The organism is Streptococcus halichoeri (assembly GCF_009870755.1).
GTDB lineage: Bacteria > Bacillota > Bacilli > Lactobacillales > Streptococcaceae > Streptococcus > Streptococcus halichoeri.
Window position 1 is genome coordinate 1 of sequence record NZ_WLZU01000004.1, and the last position, 24,198, is coordinate 24,198.

The following is a 24,198-nucleotide window of genomic DNA, read 5'->3' on the forward strand; positions in this document are numbered from 1 at the left end:
TTGCATTTAATTGGAAGAAAGGGCATCAGTGAATATTGTTGACCAATTGTTAAGACAAGGAAAGTCATTATTATCTCCCTTTGGACTATAACAAATTGGACAACAATATTAACTACGGGAATGATTCGTATTTAATGTGTGTGGCAAGTAGCGAACATTTTGTGGTATACTAGTCATGAGAAGACTCCTTTTTGATGGTTGGGTTCAAAACTTATCATATCAGGTTTCTTCTTTTTTTATACAATGGTCTCACATCTATTGTAACGTTACAGAAAAAGACTGCAAACCAATCTAAAAGTTAGTGCTTTTTTCTTTTCAAAATGGTATAATGAAAGCGTTTAATAATACAAAGGAGAACCGAAATGACTTATAAAGACAATTATGACAAGTGGGTCAACCATCCAGGCTTACCAATTTATCTGCATGATGAACTAAAAGCTATGGATGAAAAAACAAAAGAAGATGCCTTTTACACTAATCTAGAATTTGGCACAGCTGGCATGCGGGGCTACATCGGCGCAGGGACTAATCGTATCAATATTTACGTTGTTCGCCAAGCAACCAAAGGCCTAGCCAAATTGGTTGAAACCAAGGGAGACCTTGCCAAAAAAGCTGGTGTCGCCATTGCATATGATTCACGTCATTTTTCCCAAGAATTTGCCTTTGAATCAGCCCAAGTCCTAGCTGCGCATGGCATCAAGGCCTATGTCTTTGAAAGTTTACGACCAACCCCAGAATTATCTTTTGCAGTGCGCCATCTCAAGACATTTGCTGGGATTATGATTACAGCAAGCCATAATCCCGCTCCCTTTAATGGCTACAAAGTTTATGGTGCCGATGGCGGACAAATGCCACCCGTTGATGCTGATGCCTTAACCACTTATATTCGTTCCATTGATAATCCTTTTGCCATTGAGCTAGCCGATCTAGAAGTCGCTAAAGAAAATGGACTCATTGAAGTTATTGGCGAAGCTGTAGATGCAGCATACCTAAAAGAAGTCAAGGAAGTCACTATTAATCACGACTTAATTGAGCAATTTGGCAAGGATATGAAAATTGTTTATACTCCACTACATGGTACAGGAGAAATGCTAACACGCAGAGCCTTAGCGCAAGCTGGCTTTGATTCTGTCCAAGTTGTTGAAGCCCAAGCTAAACCTGACCCTGAGTTTTCAACCGTTGATTCACCTAATCCCGAAAACCAAGCTGCTTTTGCCTTAGCTGAAGAATTAGGCCGAGCTGTTAATGCCGACGTCCTAGTTGCCACCGATCCAGATGCTGACCGTCTGGGTGTGGAAATTCGTCAAGAAGACGGGTCCTACCGCAACTTATCAGGAAACCAAATTGGTGCTATTATCGCCAAGTACATCTTAGAAGCACATAAAACTGCTGGTACCCTTCCAGCAAATGCAGCCTTAGCAAAATCAATTGTCTCAACTGAATTAGTCACTAAGATTGCTGAGAGTTATGGTGCAACCATGTTTAATGTGCTAACTGGTTTCAAATTCATCGCAGAGAAAATCCAGGAATTTGAAGAAAAGCACAATTATACCTATATGTTTGGCTTTGAAGAAAGCTTTGGTTATCTGCTTAAACCTTTTGTGCGTGACAAAGACGCCATTCAAGCTGTCTTAATTGTAGCTGAAATTGCTGCTTATTACCGCTCGCGTGGTCTAACCTTGGCCGATGGTATTGATGAGATTTATAAAGAATACGGCTATTTTGCCGAAAAAACCATTTCTGTGACCTTATCTGGTATGGATGGGGCTGCTGAAATTCAAAAAATTATGACTAAGTTCCGTGAAAAGGCACCAAAACAATTTAACAGCACGGCTGTTCAACTTTTAGAAGATTTCCAAGCCCAAACAGCAACAGCGGCTGATGGGACCGTCTCACCTCTCACAACGCCACCAAGCAATGTTTTGAAGTATTCCTTAAGTGATGATTCTTGGTTTGCTGTTCGTCCTTCAGGTACTGAACCTAAAATTAAATTTTACATTGCTACGGTAGGGCATTCTTTTGCTGATGCAGAACAAAAAATCGCCGCTATTGAAACGGAAATCAATACCTTTATTGATAATTAACATAAGACACCATCCTTACTTGTAATTATCAATTTAAACATAGTCTTCTAGACACTTCAACAGTTTATCTAACAGCTTTTCCAAGGCTAGCAGATAGACTGTTTTTTCTACTAATTTTGCTAATAAGACAGGTCAAGCACAGCTGATTATAAGTCCTCAAAAAAATGACTTCTAATCATTAGATGAAAATCTAATGATTAGAAGTCGGTAAATTTTTTAAACAAGTGAGGACTGTCAGCTGGGGTAAAGAGTGACTTTCTGCCTCCCACCGCTGGGATTTGGACCAACGATAACCGTTACTAAACAGTGTTTGCCACTGCCTATTTTGTTTTAATGTAGTTAATCCCATCCGCCTTAGGCGCAACCGCTTGGCCAAAGAAGGCTGCTAAGATAATGATGGTTAGCAAGTAAGGGGCAATTTGGAGATAAACCTTTGGGATGCTTTCTAATAATGGTAATTGGCTGCCAATAACGGCCAAACTTTGTGATAAACCAAAGAACAGACTGGATAACATCGCCCCAATTGGATTCCATTTCCCAAAAATCATTGCCGCTAAGGAAATAAAGCCCGGTCCTAAGATCGTGGTTACGGCAAAGTTAACCGAGATAGATTGCGCATAGACTGCTCCTCCAACACCACCAAGAAAACCAGAAATCATTACACCATAATATTTCATTAGGTAAACATTAATACCTAAAGTATCAGCTGCTTGTGGATGTTCTCCCACAGATCTTAGACGTAAACCAAAACGTGTATTATACAAAACAAACCAAGCTAAAATCGAAAAGAGAATAGCAAGATAACCTATCAAAGTCGTATTTGAAAAGAAAATGTCACCAATTACCGGTATTTTCGATAGAATCGGAAAATCAAACTTCCCAAATGAACGTTGAATATTATCTGTTTGTCCTTTGTTGTACATGACCTTAACCAAAAAGATCGCTAAAGAAGGTGCCAATAAGTTCAAGACGGTACCAGATACAATATGATCAGCATGAAAGTTAACCGTTGCTACTGCATGAAGCAAGGAAAAGACCAAACCAACAAGTCCACCGACTAAAACAGCTAGCCAAGGAGTAGCTTTGCCAAATGTTTCTGCAAATTCAAGGTTAAAGACAATTCCTGAAAAAGCCCCCATAACCATGATTCCCTCTAAGCCAACGTTAACCACGCCAGCACGCTCAGAGTAGGTTCCACCAATACTTGTAAATATGAGCGGTGTTGCGTAGATAAGCATGGATGATACAAGGAGCGATAAGATAGTGATAACTGACATCTTAATTGCCTCCCTTTACAGATTTTTTAGATTTAGACATATATTTTTCAATTAAATAATGAGAACCAACAAAGAAGATAATGGAAGCTGTCACAACTTTCACCAATTCAGGTGGAATCCCTGCAATATTCATCCCTGGTGCCCCAACATTTAAAACGGCAAACAAGAATGCTGAAAAGGCAATGCCAACTGGTGAATTGGCAGCTAGTAAACTAACAGCCATTCCATCAAAACCAACGGCTAATGAAGCTCCTTGAACAAAGACATTTTGGAAAGTTCCAAGACCCTCAACAACACCACCAAGTCCAGCTAGAGCTCCTGAAATAACCATAGATAAGATGATTGTTCGCTTAGCAGACATTCCAGCATATTCGCTAGCATGAGGATTAAGTCCGACTGAGCGAATCTCAAAACCTAGTGTCGTTTTGTTCAGTAAGAACCAAATCAGACCAATGGCAATAATAGCAAAGAAAATTCCGATATTCATCCGTGAGTGATTGGTTAAAGCTGAAAGCCATTCTGTTTGGTAACTAGCATTTTTACTAACCTGGATGGTCGAGTCAATACTTTGTTTATAAGCTTGCGGTAAGCCTTTTTGGACGATAAAATTTGCAACGTATAAAATAATGTAGTTCATCATAATCGTTACAATAACTTCACTAGTTCCAAGAAAGGCACGAAGAATCCCTGGAATAGCGCCAGCAATTCCTCCTGCAATCATCCCAATAAGCACTGTAATTAGAATAAGCAAGGGACGAGACATCTGAGGATGCGCCAAGGCAAACCAGGTCGAAGCTAACCAACCCGCTAATGCTTGACCTGATAAACCAATATTGAAAAACCCAGCACGACTAGCAACTGTAAAGCCAAGCGCAATCAGAATTAGTGGCCCCATTGCCCGGAAAATTTCACCAATATTCCTCACACTGCCAAAGGCAATGTGAAACAAGCCTTCATAACCCCAAACGGGATCATAACCAAATATAAACATAATAATAGCACCAAGTAGAAATCCTAGCAAAACAGAAATCACTGGAACTGCTATTTTTTGTGCTTTTTTAGGCATGCTTTTCCTCCTTGTCAATTGAGCCACCAGCCATTAAGATACCCAATTCTTTCTTATTTGTGTGCTCAGGTGAGACAATCCCTTGAATTTTACCATCGTGAATAACAGCAATGCGATCAGATAGATTCAAAATCTCGTCTAGTTCAAAACTAACCACCAGTACGGCTTTGCCTTTATCACGTTCTTCAATCAAACGACGGTGAATGTATTCAATAGCGCCGACATCAAGACCACGTGTTGGTTGGCTAACAATCAATAAATCCGGATCGCGATCTATTTCACGGGCAATAATTGCTTTTTGTTGATTCCCTCCCGAAAAGCCACGGGCTGGCACAAGTTCACTAGCTCCGCGCACGTCAAACTCTTTCATCAAGTAACGTGCATACTCATTAATTTTACGGTAATTTAAAATACCATTTTTACTTAAAGGTTCTTTGTAGTAGGTCTGGATAGCTATATTTTCTGCCATAGACATGTCAAGGATTAAGCCATCACGGTGCCGGTCTTCTGGAACATGACCAACGGATAGTTCAGTGATTTTTCGAGAGGTTAAATGTGTCACCTCTTTACCCTTAATAGTAATAGAACCGTTTTTGGCTTTGCGTAAACCTGTAATAGCTTGGATTAATTCGCTTTGTCCATTACCATCAATACCAGCAATACCAACTATTTCACCTGCTTTAACAGCTAATGACAGGCCTTTAACAGCTAAAACGCCACGATTCTCATCAACCTCTAAATCTTTAATTGACAGTACAACTTCTTTAGGCTGGGCACTGATTTTATTTGTCGTAAAGGATACTGACCGACCGACCATCATTTCTGCAAGATCATGTGAGGTTGTACCAGCAACATCAACCGTTTGGATACTTTTACCACGCCGAATGACGGTCACTCGGTCTGCCACTGCACGAATTTCATCTAATTTATGCGTAATAAGAATAATGGATTTGCCTTCTTTAACCAGATTTTTCATGATAATCATCAATTCTTTGATTTCTGCTGGTGTAAGAACTGCAGTCGGTTCATCAAAAATCAAAATATCAGCACCACGGTAGAGGGTTTTTAAGATTTCAACACGTTGTTGTGCTCCGACTGAGATATCGGCAATTTTTGCATTTGGATCAACAGAAAGGCCATACTTATTTGAAAGTTCTTTAATTTCTTTGCTTGCTTCTTTCAAATCAATGATGCCATTTTTGACCACTTCATTTCCTAAAATAATGTTTTCAGCAACCGTAAAAGCTTCTACCAACATAAAATGTTGATGAACCATCCCGATTCCCAGATTGGAAGATTTTGATGGTGAATCAATAACTTCTGTTTTTCCATTAATAACAATCTCACCATCTGTTGGCTCTAACAAACCAGCCAGCATATTCATCAAAGTTGATTTTCCAGCTCCATTTTCTCCTAAAAGAGCATGAATTTCGCCTTTGCGAACAGACAGGTTGATGTGATCATTGGCAACAAAATCACCAAAGGTCTTCGTGATTTCCTTCATTTCAATGACATGTTCCGTCATAAAAGTATTCCTTTCAATGCAATCTTTTATTTCAATAAAGCTTGCCACAAACCTTAAGCTTTACTGAGATAAAAGTAATCTCAGTTGAAAAAGGGAGTGATACGAAAACTCGATAAGACTAAAGAGTTCGTCGTACCACTCCGGCAGCGGCACATACCAAGCAAGTTATCAGATAATCTCTTGGCTGATATGAGACGGCTGCGTTATTAAGAGTAAGACTAACTAGCAGAAGCAAAACTAGGTTTGCCCTAGTTTGTTTTCAAATAGCTTTTATTTTTCTGGGACCTTAATGTCGCCGGCAATAATTTTAGCTTTTGCTTCTTTGATTGCAGCAACAGCATCTTCAGAAAGGTTTGTAGTGGCAATATCAACCCCACCATCTTTCAAGCCATAAACCGTTGTTTTACCACCTGGGAATTTGCCATCAACAACTTTTTTGTTGATCAATTGAACCGCATGGCCAACTTTTTTAATAGAAGAGGCTAAGACAAAGTTTGATTTTTTACCATCTTTTGATGTATAGTTTCCTTCGTCTTTTTGGTCACGGTCAACACCAAGTACCCAAACTTTATCGGCTTCATTTTTTCTTTCGTTTTCAGCTTTTGCTTCATTGAAGACACCAGCTCCTGTTCCGCCTGCTGCTTGGTAAATAATATCGGCACCGGCAGCATATTGGGCTGCGGCAATGGTTTTTCCTTTAGCGGCATCCCCAAAGGAACCAGCATAGTCGACTTTAATCTTGATGTCTTTATCAACAGATTTAACGCCTTCTTCAAAGCCCTTTTCAAAACGTGTGATAACAGTGCCTTCCATACCACCGACAAAACCAACTACTTTGGTTTTTGTTGTTTTAGCGGCAGCAATTCCTGCCAAATAAGCCGCTTCGTTATCAGCAAATGTAACACTAGCAACATTGTTCTTGCCTTTGATAACATCATCAATAATAACGAAGTTGACCTCTGAGTTATCACCTGCTGCTTTGACAATGGCATCTTTAAGTGCAAAACCAATACCATAGATAAGTTTGTAACCACTTGATACAGCAGTATCTAGGTTGGTAGCATATTCGGATTCACTAGTAGATTGGAAGTAATCAAAGCCAGCGCCCTTTTTGAGGTCGTTTTCTTTACCCCAAGCTTTCAAGCCTTCCCAAGCTGATTGGTTAAAGGACTTGTCATCCACACCACCCGTATCAGTCACGATAGCAGCTTTCAAATCTGTCTTTCCTTTTTCACCAGATTTAGAAGCACCACGGTTGCCACATGCAGCTAAACTTAGAAGAGCAACAGATGCTAATCCAAGGCCAATAAATTTTTTGTTCATGAAGATGAACCCTCCTAAAAAACATCTAGCAATTGCTTGCTGAAAACTTATTTTGCCATTATGGCTCAATAACATAATAAAGCAGATTTAATGTAAATCTGTAAAGGAATAGGGAAGTAACTCACCAATCGTTGTCTCAAGTGTTGACTGATCTTTAGCAATTAAAGTAACCTTAGCGTCTTTTGGAAAAAACTCCGTTATCACTTGACGACAAGCACCACAGGGGGAAACAGGTTTTTCTGTCTGAGCGTATATGGCAATTTCTGAAAATTCTTTGTGACCTTCAGACACCGCTTTAAAGATAGCTGTACGTTCAGCACAATTGGTTAACCCAAAGCTAGCATTTTCAATATTACAGCCAGTATATACTGTCCCATCTGCGGTTACAATTGCAGCTCCTACGGGAAAATGCGAGTAAGGAACATAGGCCTGCTTGCTTGCTGTAACTGCCAAATCTACAAGATTAGTATCCGCCATTTGCAATGTCACCTTTCATAATTGCAACGCCAGCAGAGGTACCAATCCGCGTTGCCCCAGCCTCAATAAATGCTTTGGCATCCTCAAACGAGCGAGCTCCTCCTGATGCCTTGACTCCAAAATCAGGTCCGACCGTTTCGCGCATCAACTTAACATCAGCAAACGTTGCACCTCCTGTTGAAAAACCGGTTGAAGTCTTAACAAAATCTGCTCCTGCTTTGACAGCTAATTGGCAGGCTCTGACCTTCTCCTCATCAGTCAATAGACAGGTTTCAATGATAACTTTGACCAATTTGTCGCCGCTAGCTTTGACCACTCCTCTAATGTCCTTTTCAACGGCCTGGTTGTCGCCATCTTTTAGGGCACCGATATTGATCACCATATCAATTTCATCTGCTCCATCAGCAAGAGCTGTTTGAGTTTCAAAAGCTTTTGTTGCTGAGCTTGTTGCGCCTAAGGGGAAGCCAACAACGGTACAAACTTTTACATCGCTATCTTTTAAGGCTTTAGCAGCATAAGCAACCCATGTGGGATTAATACAGACACTTGCAAAATGATAGTCTTTTGCTTCTGCAATGAGTTGGTCAATTTGCACTTTAACACTGTCAGCCTTTAAAAGAGTATGGTCAATATACTGATTAATTTCCACTGTTTTCCTCCTTAGGAAATACTTTTTTTCCAATTTTTTAGGGGTAAATTGTTCATCCCCTATTTTACCATTTTTTCAGATTCTGTAAGCCTGTTTTTCAGTGATTTCTTCTTGTGAAAAAAATCAGTTTACACCACATGGTTTGTGGCAAGTTTTTTTGTTTTTTGTCAGCTCTAAGGCTATTTTTCCCATCAAACAGCGCTGTTTTGACCTCTTTAATCCTACCGAGTCTTCCCAAGATAGGCTCTAGAATGCTGCTTAGGACACCAGGTGAAGCAGTCAGACTTTCAAAAACACTTTTTACTTTATGGGTTAGCACATTCTGAGACTAATCCTTTTTTCAAGGGAGCTTGTTTAGCTATCAGCTCGCCTGAGTTAGTAAAATCTATAAGCCCTAACTGGCACTTGTGACGGCTCATCAGAGGCGTTTAGATAAGGCCAGATGATACTAATGATATACGTTAAGCAAGTTATTCCCATAGGCAATCAGCTTAAAGCTGTGCTATTTTTAAGAAGGAATGACCGTTAACTTTTTGCAGTTTTGATACTTCTTAAAATATAATAGCCTTTATCTTTTTTTAGAGTGGTAACATTGCCAAAGACCGACTGCATTTTTTCTTTAGCACTCGGTGCACCCTGTTTTTTTTGAATAACAATAGTCAAGTCACCTTGGTCTTCTAAATATTTCAAGCTATCTTCAATTATCGCATGGACAACCTGCTTTCCAGCGCGAATAGGTGGATTGCTGATAATATGTTGAAAACTACCCTCCACGGAATCATAAATATTTGACTGAAAAATAGTCACATCAACGTGATTGGCTCTTGCATTCTCCTTAGCTAAAGCAAGAGCGCGATTGTTAATATCAACTAAGGTGGCTTTGACTTGGTAGGCCTTTGCTAATGCAATCCCCATGGGACCATAGCCACACCCTACATCTAAGACGGTGCTGCCTTTTGAAAAGTCAAGCGTATGTAACAACACTTGACTCCCATAGTCGATCATTTTTTTTGAAAAAACCCCGGCATCTGTCTTAAAACACAAGGGTTGCTCTAATAAACGGACCTGTAAGGTATGCAAATCATGCTTACTTTCAGGGTTTTCATCATAATACATGTTTGTCATTGAATTTCCTATCGTTACCAGATTATTATACATTCTATCACACTTTGTAACGGTTTACAAGGCGCTTGTTGGCAAAGGGAACACGAGATAATGTTCGTTTTTTTGCTCTGCTATTTCCCCTTGGCCACATCCATTTTAGGTTATTTTCGTTTATTTTCATTTGTTTTCATTTATTTTCATTAACTCCTATCAAGAGTAACTGCTTTTCTTTCTTTTGTCATTTGCAAATACCACTTTTAACCTCTTTTGCTACTTTAATGTTATAATAAAAACAGTGTTCAGCTAGGAGAGAATTATGACAAGTGAATTTGTAAACTTTGAACGATTAACCCGCTCTGCGTGGAAAAATCTCCACAAAGAAACGAAATTACCTTTAACACCTGATGAACTTCAAACAATTACTAGTCTTAATGATAAAATTGATTTAAATGACGTTATCGAAGTTTACCTGCCTCTAATCAATTTAATTCAAATATACCAGATTAACCAAGAAAATCTGACATTTTCTAAAAGCCTATTTCTCAAAAAAGAAGCGCATAAGCGTCCTTTTATTATCGGAATCTCAGGCTCTGTTGCTGTCGGTAAATCAACGACGAGCCGCTTACTACAACTCCTACTCACCAGAACCTATCCTAATAGCCACGTTCAGCTCGTCACAACAGATGGCTTTATCTACCCAAACCAGGAGCTAATGGCTAAAAACATTCTCAATCGTAAAGGTTTTCCTGAGTCTTATAATATGGAGCAGCTATTAAACTTTTTAGATACTATGAAAAATGGCCAGAAGGCAGCTATCCCGGTCTATTCCCATGAAATCTACGATATTGTGCCCAACAAGTGGCAAACTATCGCTGCGCCTGACTTTCTCATTGTAGAGGGGATTAATGTTTTCCAGAACCAACAAAATAACCGTCTCTATATGAGTGATTATTTTGATTTTTCTATTTATATTGATGCCGATCGGCGTCACATTGAAAATTGGTACTTAGAACGCTTTGCCAGTTTACTTGATTTGGCAAGGCATGATCACAACAACTATTATGCCCGCTTTACCTCTCTTTCTCAGACTGAGGCGATGAGCTTTGCAAAGGAAGTTTGGACAACTATTAACTTGGTCAATCTTGAAAAATACATTGAGCCAACTCGCAACCGAGCCGAATTAATTCTCCATAAAGCAAAAGATCACAAAATCGATGAAATTTATTTGAAAAAATGATAAAGGCTTGCCAAACAGGGACAAATTCTATATAATAGTGTAGTTAGATTAATTTGGAGGTGAAAACATTGGCAAATATTAAATCAGCTATCAAACGCGCTGAACTTAACGTTAAAGCAAACGAAAAAAATTCAGCACAAAAGTCAGCTATGCGTACGGCTATCAAAGCATTCGAAGCTAACCCATCTGAAGAGCTTTTCCGTGCTGCTTCTTCAAGCATCGATAAAGCACAATCAAAAGGTTTGATTCATGCAAATAAAGCAAGCCGCGATAAAGCACGCCTTGCTGCTAAACTTGGCTAATAATAAACCAATGAAAACTCCTCTAGGAGTTTTTTCTTTTAGTCACTAGTACTGATGGCATTCGCGAACCTACGTCATGACTTTTAATCAGGAAGTTAGTAGAGTATACCTTGAGTCAGTTTTATTTTGCCGGTTGTTAAATCTACCTACCCTTCTAAAAAAATATCAGCTAGGCAAGCAGATAACATGCAAAAGGCTATCACGCATTTTTCAACTCACCTCATCTACACAAACTCTTGTCCCTTATCTTAAAGGCTGTGCCTATAGTGGAGCTAGCTAATCCTTATGTTGCGACTATTTAGGGTCACATTGGTAAATTGCACAGCTTTTTTGTTAAAGTAGTCACTGAAAATTAAGCATAAAAAACAAGCTAAATTGAACAGCATTCCAATGGGAGGCAGCTCAGTGATAGCTTGGTTTTTTAATCTGCTTGCTGTTTGGGCGCCTAAGCCTAACAAAAGTTAGTTAAACTCTTACATCAAATACCGTGCCTTGGGGCTGGTTGTCTCGAACCTTAATGCTACCTTTTAAGGCGGTGACAATCTGTTTTGCTAGAGCCAAGCCAAGGCCAAAGCCTCCTTTTTGCCGGGTCCTTGCCTTATCAACACGATAAAACCGATCAAAAATCTTTTCCTTATCCTCATCGCGAATGCCTGGACCATTATCAGCTACCTGGATAAAAAGATTTTTTTCACTACTGCGTATGCTAATCATCACCTGCCCGTCTTTATCAGTGTATTTCATCGCATTGTCAAACAAAATAGTCACTAGCTGCTTCAAAAGTGCCTTATCTCCTTTAAAAGGGTGCAACATTTCCACTTTAGCAGAGAAGGTCTTGCCATATTCTTCTGCTATCAAGTGGTAATTATTAAAAATAGTCTCAAAGTAGGCTTGGTCAATTGGCTCATAGCGAGGTGCAATCCCATCATCTCGCCGTGCTAGATTTAATAAGTTTGTGGTCAATATGCGCATATTGCGAACTTCTTCAAGGCTAGAAGCAATGGCTTCACTATTAGCAAGAATGCTTTCATTTGGCTTTCGAAATAAGGTTTCAAGCCGGTTTTGCAAGACAGCAAGTGGTGTCCGTAATTCATGACTAGCATTTTCAACAAACATTTTTTGTTTTTCATAGCTTTCCAAGATTGGCTTGCGCGACCAATTAGCCAGATAGATACTAGCAAACACTGAAATAGTCCAAAAGAGAACCATCACAATAATAATGATTTGCTCATAACGTTCATTAGCAATTTCCAATTGCTGAACATTGGCTACTGCCATCATGTAAGCCACAGCTGGATAATTTTTAGAATGGACTGGAACTGTAATGGTATGGAATTTTTCCTGTCGCCCATAAAAATTTTCTAGATTTTTCGTTACAATTTCATTGAGTTGGCTTTTATCCAAGGTAAAGTGATGGAAATTAGAAAAAGTATCCATAGCATTAATTACCGTCCCATTACTACTAAAAAGGATAATATCTGTATTTGTCACGGGTTGGTTAGCTAATTTTGCCTTAAATTCACTAGGATTGATTAGGGCACTATCATTATAAAAATAAAAGGAAGTAATCCGTTCCATGGTACGACTGGCATAGAGATTGGACTGCTTTGAAACGGTCTCTAGGCTACTATCTACTGATGAATAGACACCAAAACGCATGATTTGCAGGATAATAATCGTCATAACCACAAAAATACCCGTGAATACAGCAAAAAAATGAAAAAAATGGTTAAAGTGGTCTGATTGGTAAAACTTTTTTAATTTAATCATCGGCCTTTAAAATATATCCTACACTCCGTAACGTTTGTAAATTAGTCGAAAAATCTGTGCCCTTGAGCTTCTTTCTGACCTTGGAGACATATACTTCAACAACTGATAAAGTTGTATCACTATCAAACCCCCAAAGGCGATCAAAAATCTGTGATTTTGGCAAGATAACATTTTGATTTTGTAAAAAATACACTAGTAAATCAAATTCTTTTCCCAGTAATTCGACCTCTTGGCCTTTTGCTTCGACATGATTTCGCTCTAAATCAACCACAATATCACCATAGGTCATATGATTATCACTCATTTTACCCGAGCGTTTTAACAAGGCCTGGATGCGCATTTTTAATTCTTCCAAGTAAAAAGGCTTGGTCAGATAATCATCGGCCCCAAGTTCAAAGCCGTGTCCCTTATCATCAAGGCTTTCTTTAGCCGTCATAATCAAAACTGGTGTATTAATGCCGTGCTCTCGTAGTTCTTTTAATACCTGAAAACCATTTTTTCCAGGTAACATTAAATCAAGCAAAATCAGATCATAAACACCACTTTCAGCTTCAAAAATACCTTCTTCTCCATCAAAAACCTGCATGACATCGGCAAAATCATCTAAAAAATCAAAAATGGAATTTGATAAACTCAAGTCATCTTCTACCAGTAAGAGCTTAATCATTACATACCTCGTCTCATTTAGCACAGTGCTATATTATTAAGAGTTAGCTTAACATAGTTTTCTTAAGCAATTCTAAAGCACCTTGCAAAAGAAGGCTGGAACACTGTCCCAACCTCCTCTTAGTAAAACAATGTTCATCACTGTTTTATTGTTTCATTAAACCTTCTCAAATAGCTGTGCAAGGCAACTTTGCTAGCATAAAATGGGTAACAAAAGGGTACTGGTACTAGCACCCTTTCATCAACTGCTTAGGCTTTTAATTGAGCCAAAACAGCTGGTTTTTGCGCTTCAATCAAGGTTAGACGCGCTTGAATTTCATTAATTCCCATTGCAATATTGCGACTAATCGCCATATCAGTTAATTGCGGTTCAAAGAATGCCTTATATTCTTGTAGCAGTTGTGATGTGCGGAATTCATTTGCTGGATAGATAACAAATTTATCAAAACTCATATCACCACCAAGCGCTCCTTTAATCCAAGACCAATTGTCACGCGCCCAGGCCCAAACAGCTGTTTGAGTAAAAGGACGAGCAAGCAAGAAACGGTACCACATCGAAAGGTCTTGCGGTTTGATAATATCTTTGTTTGTGAAACTATCAAAAATGCGTGCGAGCGTATCTTCTTGGGTCGTATGCGACAAGGCAAAGGCCAGCTCAGAGCGTAAATTGTTATCGCGTGTATGAATATAAGTCTCAAAGAAGAGCTCAACCAATTCTTGAGATTCAAAATACATCATCTCATTCAAGAGGATCGAGCGGCGAATCGCTGCAGGAAGCCCTGAAATATCAGATCGATGATTTTGGAAAATCGCATGCGCTTGTTCGATGACATCTGAACTACCCATAGTAATCAACTGCGTCAGAGCAATTTGCCGCACCATTTCATCTTGGTCCGTTTCAAAAGCAGTTTTTTCAAAACCAAGGTGGCTAAAGTCTTCATGGAAAATAGCAATCACACTACGCTTAAAGGCTGCATTCTCAGGAGATTCTTCCTCCACAAAGCGCTTCAAGCCCATAACGATTTGGCGAATCGCCTCAGCAACCATGAATGATTTTTTACCAGTAAACTTGCTGATCAATGGTAGTAATTCAGCGTAGGCAAGCTGGCCGCTTTCTGCCAGAAGGCGACGTTCTTGGAGGAGCTGCAAGAGCGATGTGTTATCAAGCTCTTGGACTTGCGCTACCAAATCAGCGAACAACTGGTCGTCATAGAAGGTAATGTAGTGAGCCGTATTTTCGGTATTAAACCGCAGAGCCCCTTCATTAGCTTGAGCAAGTTGTGAATAATGCTCAATAACGAGTTCTTTTTCATTTAAAATCTCAGGCAGACCTGACCAATTAGCATTTAAAGGAATTGGCCAAAGGCGTTCTTTATCACTTGCTTCTCCAATAAAGAATTGCTCTTGACTAAGAATTAACTGGTCATCCACTAAACGCGCATGCAAAACAGGATAACCGGGCTGTTCTAACCAAGCATCCATAAAGCCAGCTACATCCTTACCAGATGCCTCTGAAAGAGCGTCCCATAAATCACGTCCGACGGTATTGGAATATTGATGTTTCTCAAAGTAAGCTCTAAGGCCTTCTCTGAAAGCTTCATCACCTAGCCAACGACGCAACATATGCATTAAACGGCTACCTTTTGCATACACAATGGCTGGATCAAATAAGGTGTTAATTTCATCTGGATGATTCACCTCAACATGCACAGATTGGACGCCATCTGTAGCATCACGTTTAAGCGCATTTGGTACACCGACTGTTTGGAAATCTTCAAAGATATTCCACTCAGGCTCAAGGGCATCAACACAGACATATTCCATCATATTGGCAAAGCTTTCATTGAGCCATAGGTCATCCCACCATTTCATGGTGACCAAGTTACCAAACCATTGGTGAGCTAACTCGTGAGCAATAACCAGTGCAACCTGTTGGCGACTCTCTGCTGTAGAGTTTTGGTCAACTAACAAATAAATCTCGCGGTAGGTCACCAGTCCCCAGTTTTCCATTGCGCCACTTGAAAAATCAGGTAGACCAATATGGTAAGATTGCGGAATTGGGTATTTGACGCCAAAGTAATTCTCATAAAATTCAATTGCGCGCACAGCAATATCCAAAGCAAATTCTAATGAAGAACTTGGATGTGCTTTAGTGGCAAAAATACCAACTTCAGTTCCATTAGCGGTTTTTGCTGTTAAGCCGTGCAAATCACCTAAGGCAAAAGCAAGCAAGTAAGAGGACATTCTCGGTGTCGTATCAAAAGTCCAAATCCCTGTTTCTTGTCGCAAATCAATATTAATCTCTGGCATGTTTGACAAAACGATTTCATCGGACTCTTGATCAAACTTAATACTTAAATCAAAAGTTGCTTTTGCTTCGGGTTCATCAATACATGGAAAAGCTTCACGTGCAAAGTGACTCTCAAACTGTGTGGAAATGACTTCTTTTTTGAGGCCTTCGCGGGTGTAGTAAGATGGGTAGATTCCCGTCATGTTATCTGTAATCTGACCGGAAAACTCAATAACTAAAGTCATCACACCAGTGATAGGTAACTCAATGCGTACTGTCTCATTATCTGCATCAACTTGGTAAGGGACAGCTTCGTTATCTAACAAAATTGAGTGAATAGCTAAATCTTTTTGGTGCAACAAAATAACATTATCCAAGGCTTCGCCAGTAATGGCAACATTTCCGGAAAATGTCTTTTCCTTACGATTAATATCTAAAAAGATATTATAGTTTTCTGGAACAAATTTTTTAATCAAATGTTCTACTGCTTTCATAAATCTCCTTATGATAACTAAAAATAGTGATTAGATAATACTTAATCACTATTATAGCACATTTTGTTATAATTCAATAATTTTACCGGTTTTAAGGTAAACTACCCACTCACAAATATTGCGAGCATAATCTCCAATGCGCTCTAAAAACATCAAAACTTGAAAATATTCTTTACCAGCAAAGACTGCATCTGGCGTTTTACGAACCTCTTCAACCGCTAAGGCTTGAATATCTCGGAAATAGTTGTCAATGATTTCATCATGAGCTGCAATTTCGTAAGCCTTTTTGTCATCGGAATTGATATAGGCATTCAAAGCATCCTCAACCATATACTTAACTTCTTTTCCCATCTGGTTAATTTTTTCTTCAACAATCGGGATACGTTCCTCACCCTTCATCCGGATAGTAGCCTTCGCAATGGAAGCAGCGTGGTCACCGATTCGTTCAATATCACTAGAAGCCTTTAAAACCGTAATAACTGTTCGTAAATCATTGGAAACGGGTTGTTGCAAAGCAATAATCTCCAACGATTTCTTTTCGAGTTTTGCTTCAAATTCATTGATAAGTTCATCATCCTCAATGACTTCTTTTGCTAAGTCGCGGTCATGACTCACAAAAGCACGAACTGTTTTGTTAAGCTGTGCTAGCACTTCAGTCCCCATTGAGTAGAATTGATTATGTAATTTATCTAATTCTTCTTCAAATTTTGTTCTTAACATACATTTGTTTTCCTTCTTTTCTAACAAATCCTAATTAGCCAAATTTACCAGAAATATAGTCTTCTGTTTCTTTTCGTTTAGGATTCATAAACATGGCTTTGGTATTACCAAATTCAAGTAAATCACCCGCTAAGAAGAAACCAGTTCGATCAGATAGACGCGAAGCTTGCTGCATTGAGCGTGTAACAATAACTAGGGTGTATTCTTTTTTCAAGGCAAATAAGGTTTCTTCGATTTTTCCAGCGGATATAGGGTCCAAGGCTGAAGTTGGCTCATCCAATAAAATGATTTTAGGGCTAGTTGCTAAAACACGCGCAACGCAAACACGCTGTTGCTGGCCGCCTGATAAGCCTAAGGCTGAATCGTGTAAGCGATCTTTTACTTCATCCCAGATAGATGCCCCCTTTAAAGCGGATTCAACAACTTGGTCAAGCATCTGCTTATCACGTATGCCTTTTAAGCGCAGCCCATACACGACATTTTCATAAATAGACATAGGAAAAGGATTGGGTTGTTGGAAAACCATGCCAATTTCTTTACGCAAATCAACAGTATCCGTGCGTGGACTATAAATGTTATGCCCATTATAGACGATAGAACCGGTCACTGTTACTTCCGGATTTAAATCACTCATCCGGTTGATAGCTCGTAGTAAGGTAGACTTTCCAGAGCCTGACGGGCCAATAAAAGCGGTAATTTCATTTGGATAGAGTTCAAGACTAACATTGTTTAAGGTTTTCTTTTTGTTATAGTAAACCGATAAATCATTGACGGTTAATATAGGTTCTGCCATCATATTCCTTTCTATCCAAAATGACCTGATACATAATCATTGGTCGATTGACATTTTGCATTTTGGAAGATATTTCGTGTTTTATCGTATTCGATAACATCCCCCAAATAAAAGAAAGCGGTATAATCACTAGCACGCGCTGCTTGCTGCATATTGTGGGTAACGATGATAATCGTATAATCTTTCTTCAATTCAAACATGGTCTCTTCTAATTGCATGGTGGCAATTGGATCTAAAGCTGATGCTGGCTCATCCATGAGCAAAATATCTGGTTTAACAGAAATCGCCCGAGCAATACAGAGGCGTTGTTGCTGACCACCTGATAAGGTAAAGGCAGACTTATGCAAATCATCCTTGACCTGCTCCCAAAGGGCAGCTTGTTTCAAGGAAGTTTCGACAATTTCATCTAGGACTTGTTTGTCTTTAACACCAGCACGCTCATGGGCAAAAGTAATATTACGATAAATGGATTTAGCAAAGGGATTCGGGCGCTGGAAAACCATACCAATATGTTTGCGTATTTCATACACATTCATGTCCTTACGATTGACATCTATTCCTTGATATAGGATTTCGCCAGTAACCTTAGCTATATCAATGGTGTCATTCATGCGATTTAAGCTACGCAAATAAGTTGATTTACCACAACCAGATGGACCAATCAAAGCGGTGATTTTATTTTTTTCAAACTGCATATCAATGCCTTTGATAGCTTCTTTATTGCCATAATATACATGTAAGTCCTTTGTGGATAGGGCGATTGATTCTTCAGGGAACGTAACGATATGGCGTTCGTTCCAATTATATTCAGTCATCTTTTCTCCTTCTGACTTATTTTGCTGCTGTTAATCGAGAATGCAGTCTCTTACCAATAAAACGAGCTGATAGATTAAATAATAGTATAAAGACTAGTAAGACTGCTGCGCTACCAGCAGAAACTAAGGTGGCATCTGGAATAGTCCCTTCACTATTAACCTTCCAAATATGCACAGCTAAGGTTTCTGATTGACGAAAGATAGAGATGGGGCTCGTGACGCTTAGAGGGTTCCAATTATGCCAATCAAGCGCTGGTGCAGATTGACCAGCTGTATAAATGAGGGCTGCTGCTTCACCAAAAATACGGCCTGAAGCAAGCACAATACCCGTTACGATACTAGGTAGTGCCTCTGGTACGACAACATAAAAGACTGTCTCCCAACGAGAAAGGCCTAAAGCAAGCCCTGCTTCCCGCTGCGTATGGTGTACGTGCAGTAAACTGTCCTCAACATTTCGGGTCATCTGGGGTAAATTAAATACTGTAAGAGCTAAGGCACCAGAAATAATGGAAAAACCATATTGAAATTGGACCACAAAAATCAAGTAACCAAATAAACCAACAACCACTGATGGTAAGGAAGACAAAATTTCAATACAAGTGCGAATAAAATTAGTCAATGGGCCTTTTTTAGCATATTCTGCTAAATATATTCCAGCACCTGTTGACAAGGGAATGGAAATTAATAAGGTAATAACTAATAGAAAAAAGGAGTTATACAATTGAATCCCAATCCCACCGCCAGCTTCGTAAGAGGAAGATTGTCCTGTCAGAAAATGCCAGCTAATGTGTGGTAAACCACGCAGTAAGATAAAGAGAATTAGTGAAGCCAAGATAGCTACAATAATTCCAGCAATACTATAAAGAATACCTGTTGCTAATTTATCGAGCTTTTTAGCGTTCATAGTTTCTCTTTCTCTCTTTCGTAATTAATTTGACTAAGGTATTAAAGGCAAGACTCATTAATAAAAGCACAAGGGCCAAGGACCATAGAACATTGTTTTGAACCGTACCCATTACAGTATTACCAATTCCCATTGTAAGTACAGACGTTAGAGTGGCCGCTGGTGTAGTCAAAGAAGTTGGCATGACAGCTGAGTTGCCGACAACCATTTGAATCGCTAGCGCCTCACCAAAAGCTCTAGCCATCCCAAAGATAATCGCCGTAAAGATACCCGGGCGAGCAGCATTTAAGACAACACGCCAAATAGTCTGCCAGCGAGTAGCTCCCATTGCCATACTCGCTTCGCGATAATGCCTAGGCACTGCTCGTAAGCTATCTGTTGTCATAAATGTAACGGTTGGTAAAATCATAACAAAGAGGACAAATACACCTGAGAGGATCCCAAAGCCGGTACCACCAAAAATGGAACGGACAAATGGGACAACAATCTGCAAACCAATAAACCCATACACAACCGAAGGAATGCCAACCAGTAATTCTACTGCTGGTTGTAGCAATTTAGCACCGTACTTTGGTGAAATTTCCGTCATAAAAACAGCTGCGCCAATGGCAAAAGGTGTGGCAATCAAAGCCGATAATATGGTCACCAAAAAGGAACCAGAAATCATTGGTAAAGCTCCCAAATAAGGAAGACCCCTGCTATCTTTTACACTGGGTTGCCATTCTTTACCAAACAGGAAATCAAATAAGTTAATATGATTAACAAAAAATGTTGACAGGCCTTTTTGGGCCACAAAGATTAAAATCATTGCCACGATAAAAACAATTAATGCTAAACATAAAAAGGTAATTGTGCGACCAAATTTTTCTAAGCGCGAATTTTTTGAAGGTGATGCTAATGTCTTAGCCAAATCCTGATTTTTCATAATTCCCCCACTACTTTTTAGATACTGTGCCGTCATAGCTTTTAACGACTTTCATATCTGAGATAGAGATATATCCCATGTGCTTCACAATCTTTGTTTGAACTTCTTCTGAGCGCATGAAGTCAAGAAATTCTTTGGTAAGCCCCTCTGCTTGACCATTGGTATACATATGTTCGTAAGACCAGAGTGGCCAGTCATTGGTTGCAACATTTTTTGCATTGGGTTCAAAACCGTTCAATGTTAAGGATTTAACAGAATCATCAACATAGGAGAAAGCTAGATAGGAGATGGCTCCAGGCGTTTGAGAAACAATGGATTTAACCATGCCATTGGAATCTTGTTCTTGTGCTTGTTTGGCATGGGTATTGCCCATGATCACCGTATCAAAAGTCGCACGTGAACCTGAACTTGCTGCGCGGTTGATTACAGAAATCTCTAAATTCTGGCCACCAACTTGCTTCCAGTTGGTATACTCACCAGCAAAAATCTTGCGCAACTGCTCAGTAGTTAAATTAGAGACCTTGACTTTGGAGTTGGCAATCACAGCTAAGCCTGCTACAGCCACTTGATGATCAACTAGTTTTGTTGCATTAATCCCTTCTTTTTCTTCAGCAAACAAATCACTGTTCCCAATCTGGACTGACTTTGACTGAACTTGTGACAGTCCGGTACCAGAGCCGCCCCCTTGGACATTGATCGTCTTTCCTAAGTGGTGATGACCAAATTCGTCTGCAACCGCCTCTACCAAGGGTTGGAGCGCTGTTGAGCCCACCGCCGTAATGGACTCGCCTTTTTGAATCCAGCTAGAACAAGCTGTTAACAAGAAACTTGATACTGCTAACAAGCTGACTAAAAAGAATTTCTTTTTCATATGCATGATTATTTTCCTAACGTTAGACTAAAAAATGAGATAATATGCTAATTTTAGCTCAAAAACTATAGTACCATATCTATTAAACCTTTAAAAGTCATTTCGACTTAAAATTAATGTCGCAAAAGTAAGGTTACTAAAAACGTAACCCCTTTGGAAAACTGTTTTTTAAGGTATCTCCGACTACCTTTGAAAAACCAATTCCTAGCCCCTGGACAGTCACTAAATACCAGTCAGTAGGCAAAGTCTGGCTTAGTTTTAGGGAATGCCCGGCAACATATTTTCTAAAAGCCTCTTCATCAATAGCTAGGCTTAGGTTGACGTCCTTGGGGCCAAGTGCTAAGCCCAAAGCAAAGGACGGCTCAAAGCGTTTTTTCTTAAAAGTGCCAAGTTCTAGGCCGTTTCTAGCGATACGAATGCCACGTAGGTCAGGTAAATCACTAGGTAGCAAGTAGAGGTGATCACCAAAGGTCTGCAAAATACCATCTAAAGAAGTGGTCAAGTGGTGCTTTGCAAATGCATGCCAGAGCTGCTTTTGCTCTTGTGTCAGGTTGCTTCTCGAGCTTTTACGCCTTGGTTCTTTACCAATTGGCCTCGTATCACGCAATCTCGCGACAAACTGGCCTTCACCCACAAAGTGATGGGGATACATGCGCGCCACCTGAGAAAGGCCTAGGCCAGGAGTCATTCCATTAAGTAGTGGCAGTTCCTCAAGTTCTAGTGGGTAATCGTCTAACAACCACTGGACAACTTCTTCATTTTCTTCAGGCGACCAGGTACACGTTGAGTAAACCAAAACACCACCTGGTTTTAACATTTTTAAAGCATCCTGTAGGATTTCTTTTTGCAGTTCAGCACATTCCTTAGGATAATTCGGGTGCCAATAAGCCATCGCTGCTGGATCTTTACGAAACATTCCTTCGCCAGAACAAGGCGCATCTAAAACAATCATATCAAAATAGTCTCGAAAAACGTTCGCAAGCCGCTGAGCAGATTCATTAGTGACAATCACATTACGAGCACCGAAACGTTCGATATTCTCAACCAGAGTCTGACTTCGCTTTTTGGAAATGTCATTACTGACAAGCAAACCTGTATTATTCAAGTAAGCAAGTAAATGAGTTGATTTGCCGCCTGGTGCTGCTGCTAAATCTAATACTTTCATCCCAGGTGAGGGCTGAGCGACTTGGCCGACCATTTGCGCTGCCGGTTCTTGTGAGTAGACCAGACCAGTCACATGATCAATACTTCTCCCTGAAATCTTTCCATAATACCCCCATGGTGTCTTGGGAATTGGGTTTTCATAGGTTTTAACAACTGGCTTTAGTGGGTTAACTCGAAAAGCACTAACTGCACTTTCATCAAAAGAAGAAAAGAATACTTCAGCTTCTAAGCCAAGTATTGCTTTGTATTTATTCATAAAATCAGTCGGTAGATTCATATTGCTTACTGTTCACCCTTTTGTGTAATTGCTAAGATGGCCGGTACGAGTGATTTCGGCACAAACATAATTTTCTGGGGACTCATAAAATCTGGTTCCTGTCCATCAATAGTTAGAGTCTGATAACCCAAGGCTTCGCCTAAAATCTTAGCAGCTGCATAGTCCCATGGTTGGATATAGGAAAAATAGGCAAGCAATTGCTGGCGCATAACCCGCATCATCGAAATGCCCGCGCTACCATATATTCGGACTCCTAAGGTCTGATTGATAAACGCTTGAATATTATGGTCATTAGCCAATAAAAGTCCTGCATTACAGGCAACAAGTGAGCGCTCCAAGTTGACCTCTTGAAGTGGTTCGACACTGCGGTCATTCACAGTGATCGGAAATTGACCGCCACCAGCTAATAATAAGTCTTGTACCACATCATAGATTAAGCCAAACTGACCATGACCATTCTCATAATAGGCAACCATGATGGCATAGTTATCCTTTTGAACAACAAAATTCAGCGTGCCATCAATGGGATCTAAAACCCAAACAGAACCATCTGTTATATCATGGCGAACATTGTCTTCTTCTGCTAGAATGTGATCATCTGGATAGCGCTCGTGAATGGCCTCAATAAGAAAGTTCTGAATTTCCTTGTCTAGATTTGTAACCAAATCATCGGCCTTAGACTTGACGTGGACATCTAGTTGTCCTTGCTGATGGACTTTGAGATAGTCAGCAGCCTGATTAATCATTGTTTTTGCAAATTCAAACTTATTTTTCAACTGTAAAAAATCCTTTTTTAAGTTCCTTAGCCTTTTGGACTGTTTTATAGGTAGAATAGCCACTGCTTTTACCAAATTGCTTATCAATTTGTTTTTCTTGCGCCTTGCTTTTAACAACTTGTTTAAAGGCATGATATGCTTGTAGTACTGTCGTTGCATCAGCTTTTGACTCATAGGCTAATTCGACCTGATTCAAAAAATGAAGCACTGAGACAATTTCATCAGTGCTCCAACTTGCATCGAGAGGATAGTGATAATTGGTAGTCATCTTATCCCTCGATTTCTGCACGAATTGTGGCTTCGCGTAGTTCTTGTTTGCGATAGTCTCTAGGAAGAAAGGCACGAATTTCATCTTCATTGAAACCTATCTGCATCCGCTTATCATCCATGATGATTGGCCGGCGCAGCAAACTTGGATTGGTAGCAATCAATTCAATCAAATCCGAAATCGACAAATCTTCAACATCAATGTCCAGTTTCTGAAAGACTTTAGACCGTGTAGAGATAATATCTTCTGTTCCATTTTCTGTAAACGACAAAATGGTCATCAATTCATCGTGATTCAAGGGGCTTGTTATAATATTATGTTCTTCAAAATCAACTTCATGCTTTAAGAGCCATGTTCTTGCTTTACGACAAGAAGTACAACTTGGTGATAAAAATAAGGTAACCATATCATTCCTCAATTG

23 protein-coding genes are annotated in these 24,198 nt (G+C 39.6%); 3 read left to right on the plus strand and 20 right to left on the minus strand.

All coding sequences use genetic code 11. The annotated features are described in order from the left end of the window. Positions 1-362: 362 nt before the first annotated feature. Positions 363-2,084 (plus strand): phospho-sugar mutase, encoded by a 1,722-nt coding sequence (locus tag GWD08_RS01750; RefSeq protein WP_159564004.1) that lies wholly within the window; start codon positions 363-365, stop codon positions 2,082-2,084. A gap of 320 nt (positions 2,085-2,404) precedes the next feature. Here GWD08_RS01750 and GWD08_RS01755 read toward each other — a convergent pair whose 3' ends face one another. The 7 genes from GWD08_RS01755 to GWD08_RS01785 all read right to left on the minus strand — a co-directional run bounded on the left by GWD08_RS01755 (position 2,405) and on the right by GWD08_RS01785 (position 9,526). Beyond that, positions 2,405-3,361 carry an ABC transporter permease gene (locus GWD08_RS01755; protein WP_159543955.1) on the minus strand — a complete coding sequence of 319 codons (957 nt, stop codon included), beginning with the start codon at positions 3,359-3,361 and terminating at the stop codon, positions 2,405-2,407. A 1-nt stretch (position 3,362) separates the two neighbouring features. After that, positions 3,363-4,427, minus strand: a complete 1,065-nt coding sequence (locus tag GWD08_RS01760) for an ABC transporter permease (RefSeq protein ID WP_159543957.1) — start codon at positions 4,425-4,427, stop codon at positions 3,363-3,365. Then, on the minus strand, positions 4,420-5,952 hold the full coding sequence (locus tag GWD08_RS01765; protein ID WP_159564005.1) for an ABC transporter ATP-binding protein: 1,533 nt from the start codon (positions 5,950-5,952) through the stop codon (positions 4,420-4,422). Before GWD08_RS01765 ends, GWD08_RS01760 begins: the two co-directional genes overlap by 8 nt. Before the next feature lie 270 nt (positions 5,953-6,222). Next, positions 6,223-7,275, minus strand: coding sequence for a BMP family lipoprotein (locus tag GWD08_RS01770; RefSeq protein WP_159564006.1), 1,053 nt, complete (start codon positions 7,273-7,275; stop codon positions 6,223-6,225). A gap of 87 nt (positions 7,276-7,362) precedes the next feature. Beyond that, positions 7,363-7,752 carry a cytidine deaminase gene (locus GWD08_RS01775; protein ID WP_159564007.1) on the minus strand — a complete coding sequence of 130 codons (390 nt, stop codon included), beginning with the start codon at positions 7,750-7,752 and terminating at the stop codon, positions 7,363-7,365. After that, entirely contained in the window at positions 7,739-8,401 is a 663-nt protein-coding gene (deoC, locus tag GWD08_RS01780) for a deoxyribose-phosphate aldolase (protein WP_159564008.1), read from the minus strand. The genes GWD08_RS01775 and deoC overlap by 14 nt, the downstream gene beginning before the upstream one ends. 525 nt (positions 8,402-8,926) lie before the next feature. Further along, positions 8,927-9,526, minus strand: a complete 600-nt coding sequence (locus GWD08_RS01785) for a class I SAM-dependent methyltransferase (RefSeq protein ID WP_159564009.1) — start codon at positions 9,524-9,526, stop codon at positions 8,927-8,929. Between the two features lie 295 nt (positions 9,527-9,821). On the opposite strand from GWD08_RS01785, the gene coaA reads away from it, so the two are divergent. Further along, complete coding sequence (coaA, locus tag GWD08_RS01790; RefSeq protein ID WP_159543971.1) at positions 9,822-10,742, plus strand: type I pantothenate kinase; 921 nt, start codon at positions 9,822-9,824, stop codon at positions 10,740-10,742. Positions 10,743-10,795: 53 nt separating this feature from the next. Then, complete coding sequence (gene rpsT / locus GWD08_RS01795) at positions 10,796-11,044, plus strand: 30S ribosomal protein S20 (RefSeq protein ID WP_167547760.1); 249 nt, start codon at positions 10,796-10,798, stop codon at positions 11,042-11,044. 465 nt (positions 11,045-11,509) lie between these two features. Here rpsT and GWD08_RS01800 read toward each other — a convergent pair whose 3' ends face one another. The 13 genes from GWD08_RS01800 to GWD08_RS01860 form a co-directional block, all read right to left on the minus strand. Then, positions 11,510-12,814 (minus strand): sensor histidine kinase, encoded by a 1,305-nt coding sequence (locus GWD08_RS01800; protein WP_159543975.1) that lies wholly within the window; start codon positions 12,812-12,814, stop codon positions 11,510-11,512. Beyond that, on the minus strand, positions 12,807-13,481 hold the full coding sequence (locus GWD08_RS01805; RefSeq protein ID WP_159543977.1) for a response regulator transcription factor: 675 nt from the start codon (positions 13,479-13,481) through the stop codon (positions 12,807-12,809). Before GWD08_RS01805 ends, GWD08_RS01800 begins: the two co-directional genes overlap by 8 nt. A 248-nt stretch (positions 13,482-13,729) precedes the next feature. Continuing rightward, the gene (locus tag GWD08_RS01810) at positions 13,730-16,264 is read right to left on the minus strand and encodes a M1 family metallopeptidase (RefSeq protein WP_159564010.1); all 2,535 of its coding nucleotides are present in this window, start codon (positions 16,262-16,264) and stop codon (positions 13,730-13,732) included. Between the two features lie 66 nt (positions 16,265-16,330). After that, entirely contained in the window at positions 16,331-16,984 is a 654-nt protein-coding gene (gene phoU / locus GWD08_RS01815; RefSeq protein WP_159543981.1) for a phosphate signaling complex protein PhoU, read from the minus strand. A 34-nt stretch (positions 16,985-17,018) separates the two neighbouring features. After that, positions 17,019-17,777 (minus strand): phosphate ABC transporter ATP-binding protein PstB, encoded by a 759-nt coding sequence (gene pstB / locus GWD08_RS01820; RefSeq protein ID WP_159544128.1) that lies wholly within the window; start codon positions 17,775-17,777, stop codon positions 17,019-17,021. An 11-nt stretch (positions 17,778-17,788) separates the two neighbouring features. Further along, entirely contained in the window at positions 17,789-18,592 is an 804-nt protein-coding gene (gene pstB / locus GWD08_RS01825) for a phosphate ABC transporter ATP-binding protein PstB (RefSeq protein WP_159543983.1), read from the minus strand. 16 nt (positions 18,593-18,608) lie between these two features. Next, complete coding sequence (pstA, locus tag GWD08_RS01830; RefSeq protein WP_159543985.1) at positions 18,609-19,496, minus strand: phosphate ABC transporter permease PstA; 888 nt, start codon at positions 19,494-19,496, stop codon at positions 18,609-18,611. Beyond that, a complete protein-coding gene (gene pstC / locus GWD08_RS01835) occupies positions 19,486-20,421 on the minus strand; it encodes a phosphate ABC transporter permease subunit PstC (RefSeq protein ID WP_159543987.1) in 936 nt (311 codons plus the stop codon). Before pstC ends, pstA begins: the two co-directional genes overlap by 11 nt. Positions 20,422-20,431: 10 nt before the next feature. Then, positions 20,432-21,298, minus strand: coding sequence for a phosphate ABC transporter substrate-binding protein PstS family protein (locus GWD08_RS01840; protein WP_159543989.1), 867 nt, complete (start codon positions 21,296-21,298; stop codon positions 20,432-20,434). Between the two features lie 130 nt (positions 21,299-21,428). Further along, entirely contained in the window at positions 21,429-22,733 is a 1,305-nt protein-coding gene (locus tag GWD08_RS01845) for an RsmF rRNA methyltransferase first C-terminal domain-containing protein (protein ID WP_159564011.1), read from the minus strand. Positions 22,734-22,738: 5 nt separating this feature from the next. Continuing rightward, on the minus strand, positions 22,739-23,509 hold the full coding sequence (locus GWD08_RS01850; protein ID WP_159564012.1) for an inositol monophosphatase family protein: 771 nt from the start codon (positions 23,507-23,509) through the stop codon (positions 22,739-22,741). Further along, positions 23,499-23,777, minus strand: coding sequence for a UPF0223 family protein (locus tag GWD08_RS01855; protein ID WP_159543995.1), 279 nt, complete (start codon positions 23,775-23,777; stop codon positions 23,499-23,501). Before GWD08_RS01855 ends, GWD08_RS01850 begins: the two co-directional genes overlap by 11 nt. Position 23,778: 1 nt before the next feature. Beyond that, positions 23,779-24,183, minus strand: coding sequence for a Spx/MgsR family RNA polymerase-binding regulatory protein (locus GWD08_RS01860; protein WP_159543997.1), 405 nt, complete (start codon positions 24,181-24,183; stop codon positions 23,779-23,781). Positions 24,184-24,198: the final 15 nt, after the last annotated feature.

Excerpts from the sequence above, each read along its gene's own strand:
- GWD08_RS01845 (WP_159564011.1), bottom strand. The coding sequence starts at position 22,733 with ATGAATCTACCGACTGATTTTATGAATAAATACAAAGCAATACTTGGC.
- GWD08_RS01800 (WP_159543975.1), bottom strand. The coding sequence starts at position 12,814 with ATGATTAAATTAAAAAAGTTTTACCAATCAGACCACTTTAACCATTTT.
- pstB (WP_159544128.1), bottom strand. The coding sequence starts at position 17,777 with ATGGCAGAACCTATATTAACCGTCAATGATTTATCGGTTTACTATAAC.
- GWD08_RS01775 (WP_159564007.1), bottom strand. The coding sequence starts at position 7,752 with ATGGCGGATACTAATCTTGTAGATTTGGCAGTTACAGCAAGCAAGCAG.
- GWD08_RS01755 (WP_159543955.1), bottom strand. The coding sequence starts at position 3,361 with ATGTCAGTTATCACTATCTTATCGCTCCTTGTATCATCCATGCTTATC.
- GWD08_RS01805 (WP_159543977.1), bottom strand. The coding sequence starts at position 13,481 with ATGATTAAGCTCTTACTGGTAGAAGATGACTTGAGTTTATCAAATTCC.
- pstC (WP_159543987.1), bottom strand. The coding sequence starts at position 20,421 with ATGAAAAATCAGGATTTGGCTAAGACATTAGCATCACCTTCAAAAAAT.
- pstB (WP_159543983.1), bottom strand. The coding sequence starts at position 18,592 with ATGACTGAATATAATTGGAACGAACGCCATATCGTTACGTTCCCTGAA.
- pstA (WP_159543985.1), bottom strand. The coding sequence starts at position 19,496 with ATGAACGCTAAAAAGCTCGATAAATTAGCAACAGGTATTCTTTATAGT.
- GWD08_RS01765 (WP_159564005.1), bottom strand. The coding sequence starts at position 5,952 with ATGACGGAACATGTCATTGAAATGAAGGAAATCACGAAGACCTTTGGT.
- GWD08_RS01860 (WP_159543997.1), bottom strand. The coding sequence starts at position 24,183 with ATGGTTACCTTATTTTTATCACCAAGTTGTACTTCTTGTCGTAAAGCA.
- GWD08_RS01760 (WP_159543957.1), bottom strand. The coding sequence starts at position 4,427 with ATGCCTAAAAAAGCACAAAAAATAGCAGTTCCAGTGATTTCTGTTTTG.
- GWD08_RS01750 (WP_159564004.1), top strand. The coding sequence starts at position 363 with ATGACTTATAAAGACAATTATGACAAGTGGGTCAACCATCCAGGCTTA.
- GWD08_RS01785 (WP_159564009.1), bottom strand. The coding sequence starts at position 9,526 with ATGACAAACATGTATTATGATGAAAACCCTGAAAGTAAGCATGATTTG.
- GWD08_RS01855 (WP_159543995.1), bottom strand. The coding sequence starts at position 23,777 with ATGACTACCAATTATCACTATCCTCTCGATGCAAGTTGGAGCACTGAT.
- GWD08_RS01840 (WP_159543989.1), bottom strand. The coding sequence starts at position 21,298 with ATGCATATGAAAAAGAAATTCTTTTTAGTCAGCTTGTTAGCAGTATCA.
- phoU (WP_159543981.1), bottom strand. The coding sequence starts at position 16,984 with ATGTTAAGAACAAAATTTGAAGAAGAATTAGATAAATTACATAATCAA.
- GWD08_RS01810 (WP_159564010.1), bottom strand. The coding sequence starts at position 16,264 with ATGAAAGCAGTAGAACATTTGATTAAAAAATTTGTTCCAGAAAACTAT.
- GWD08_RS01770 (WP_159564006.1), bottom strand. The coding sequence starts at position 7,275 with ATGAACAAAAAATTTATTGGCCTTGGATTAGCATCTGTTGCTCTTCTA.
- coaA (WP_159543971.1), top strand. The coding sequence starts at position 9,822 with ATGACAAGTGAATTTGTAAACTTTGAACGATTAACCCGCTCTGCGTGG.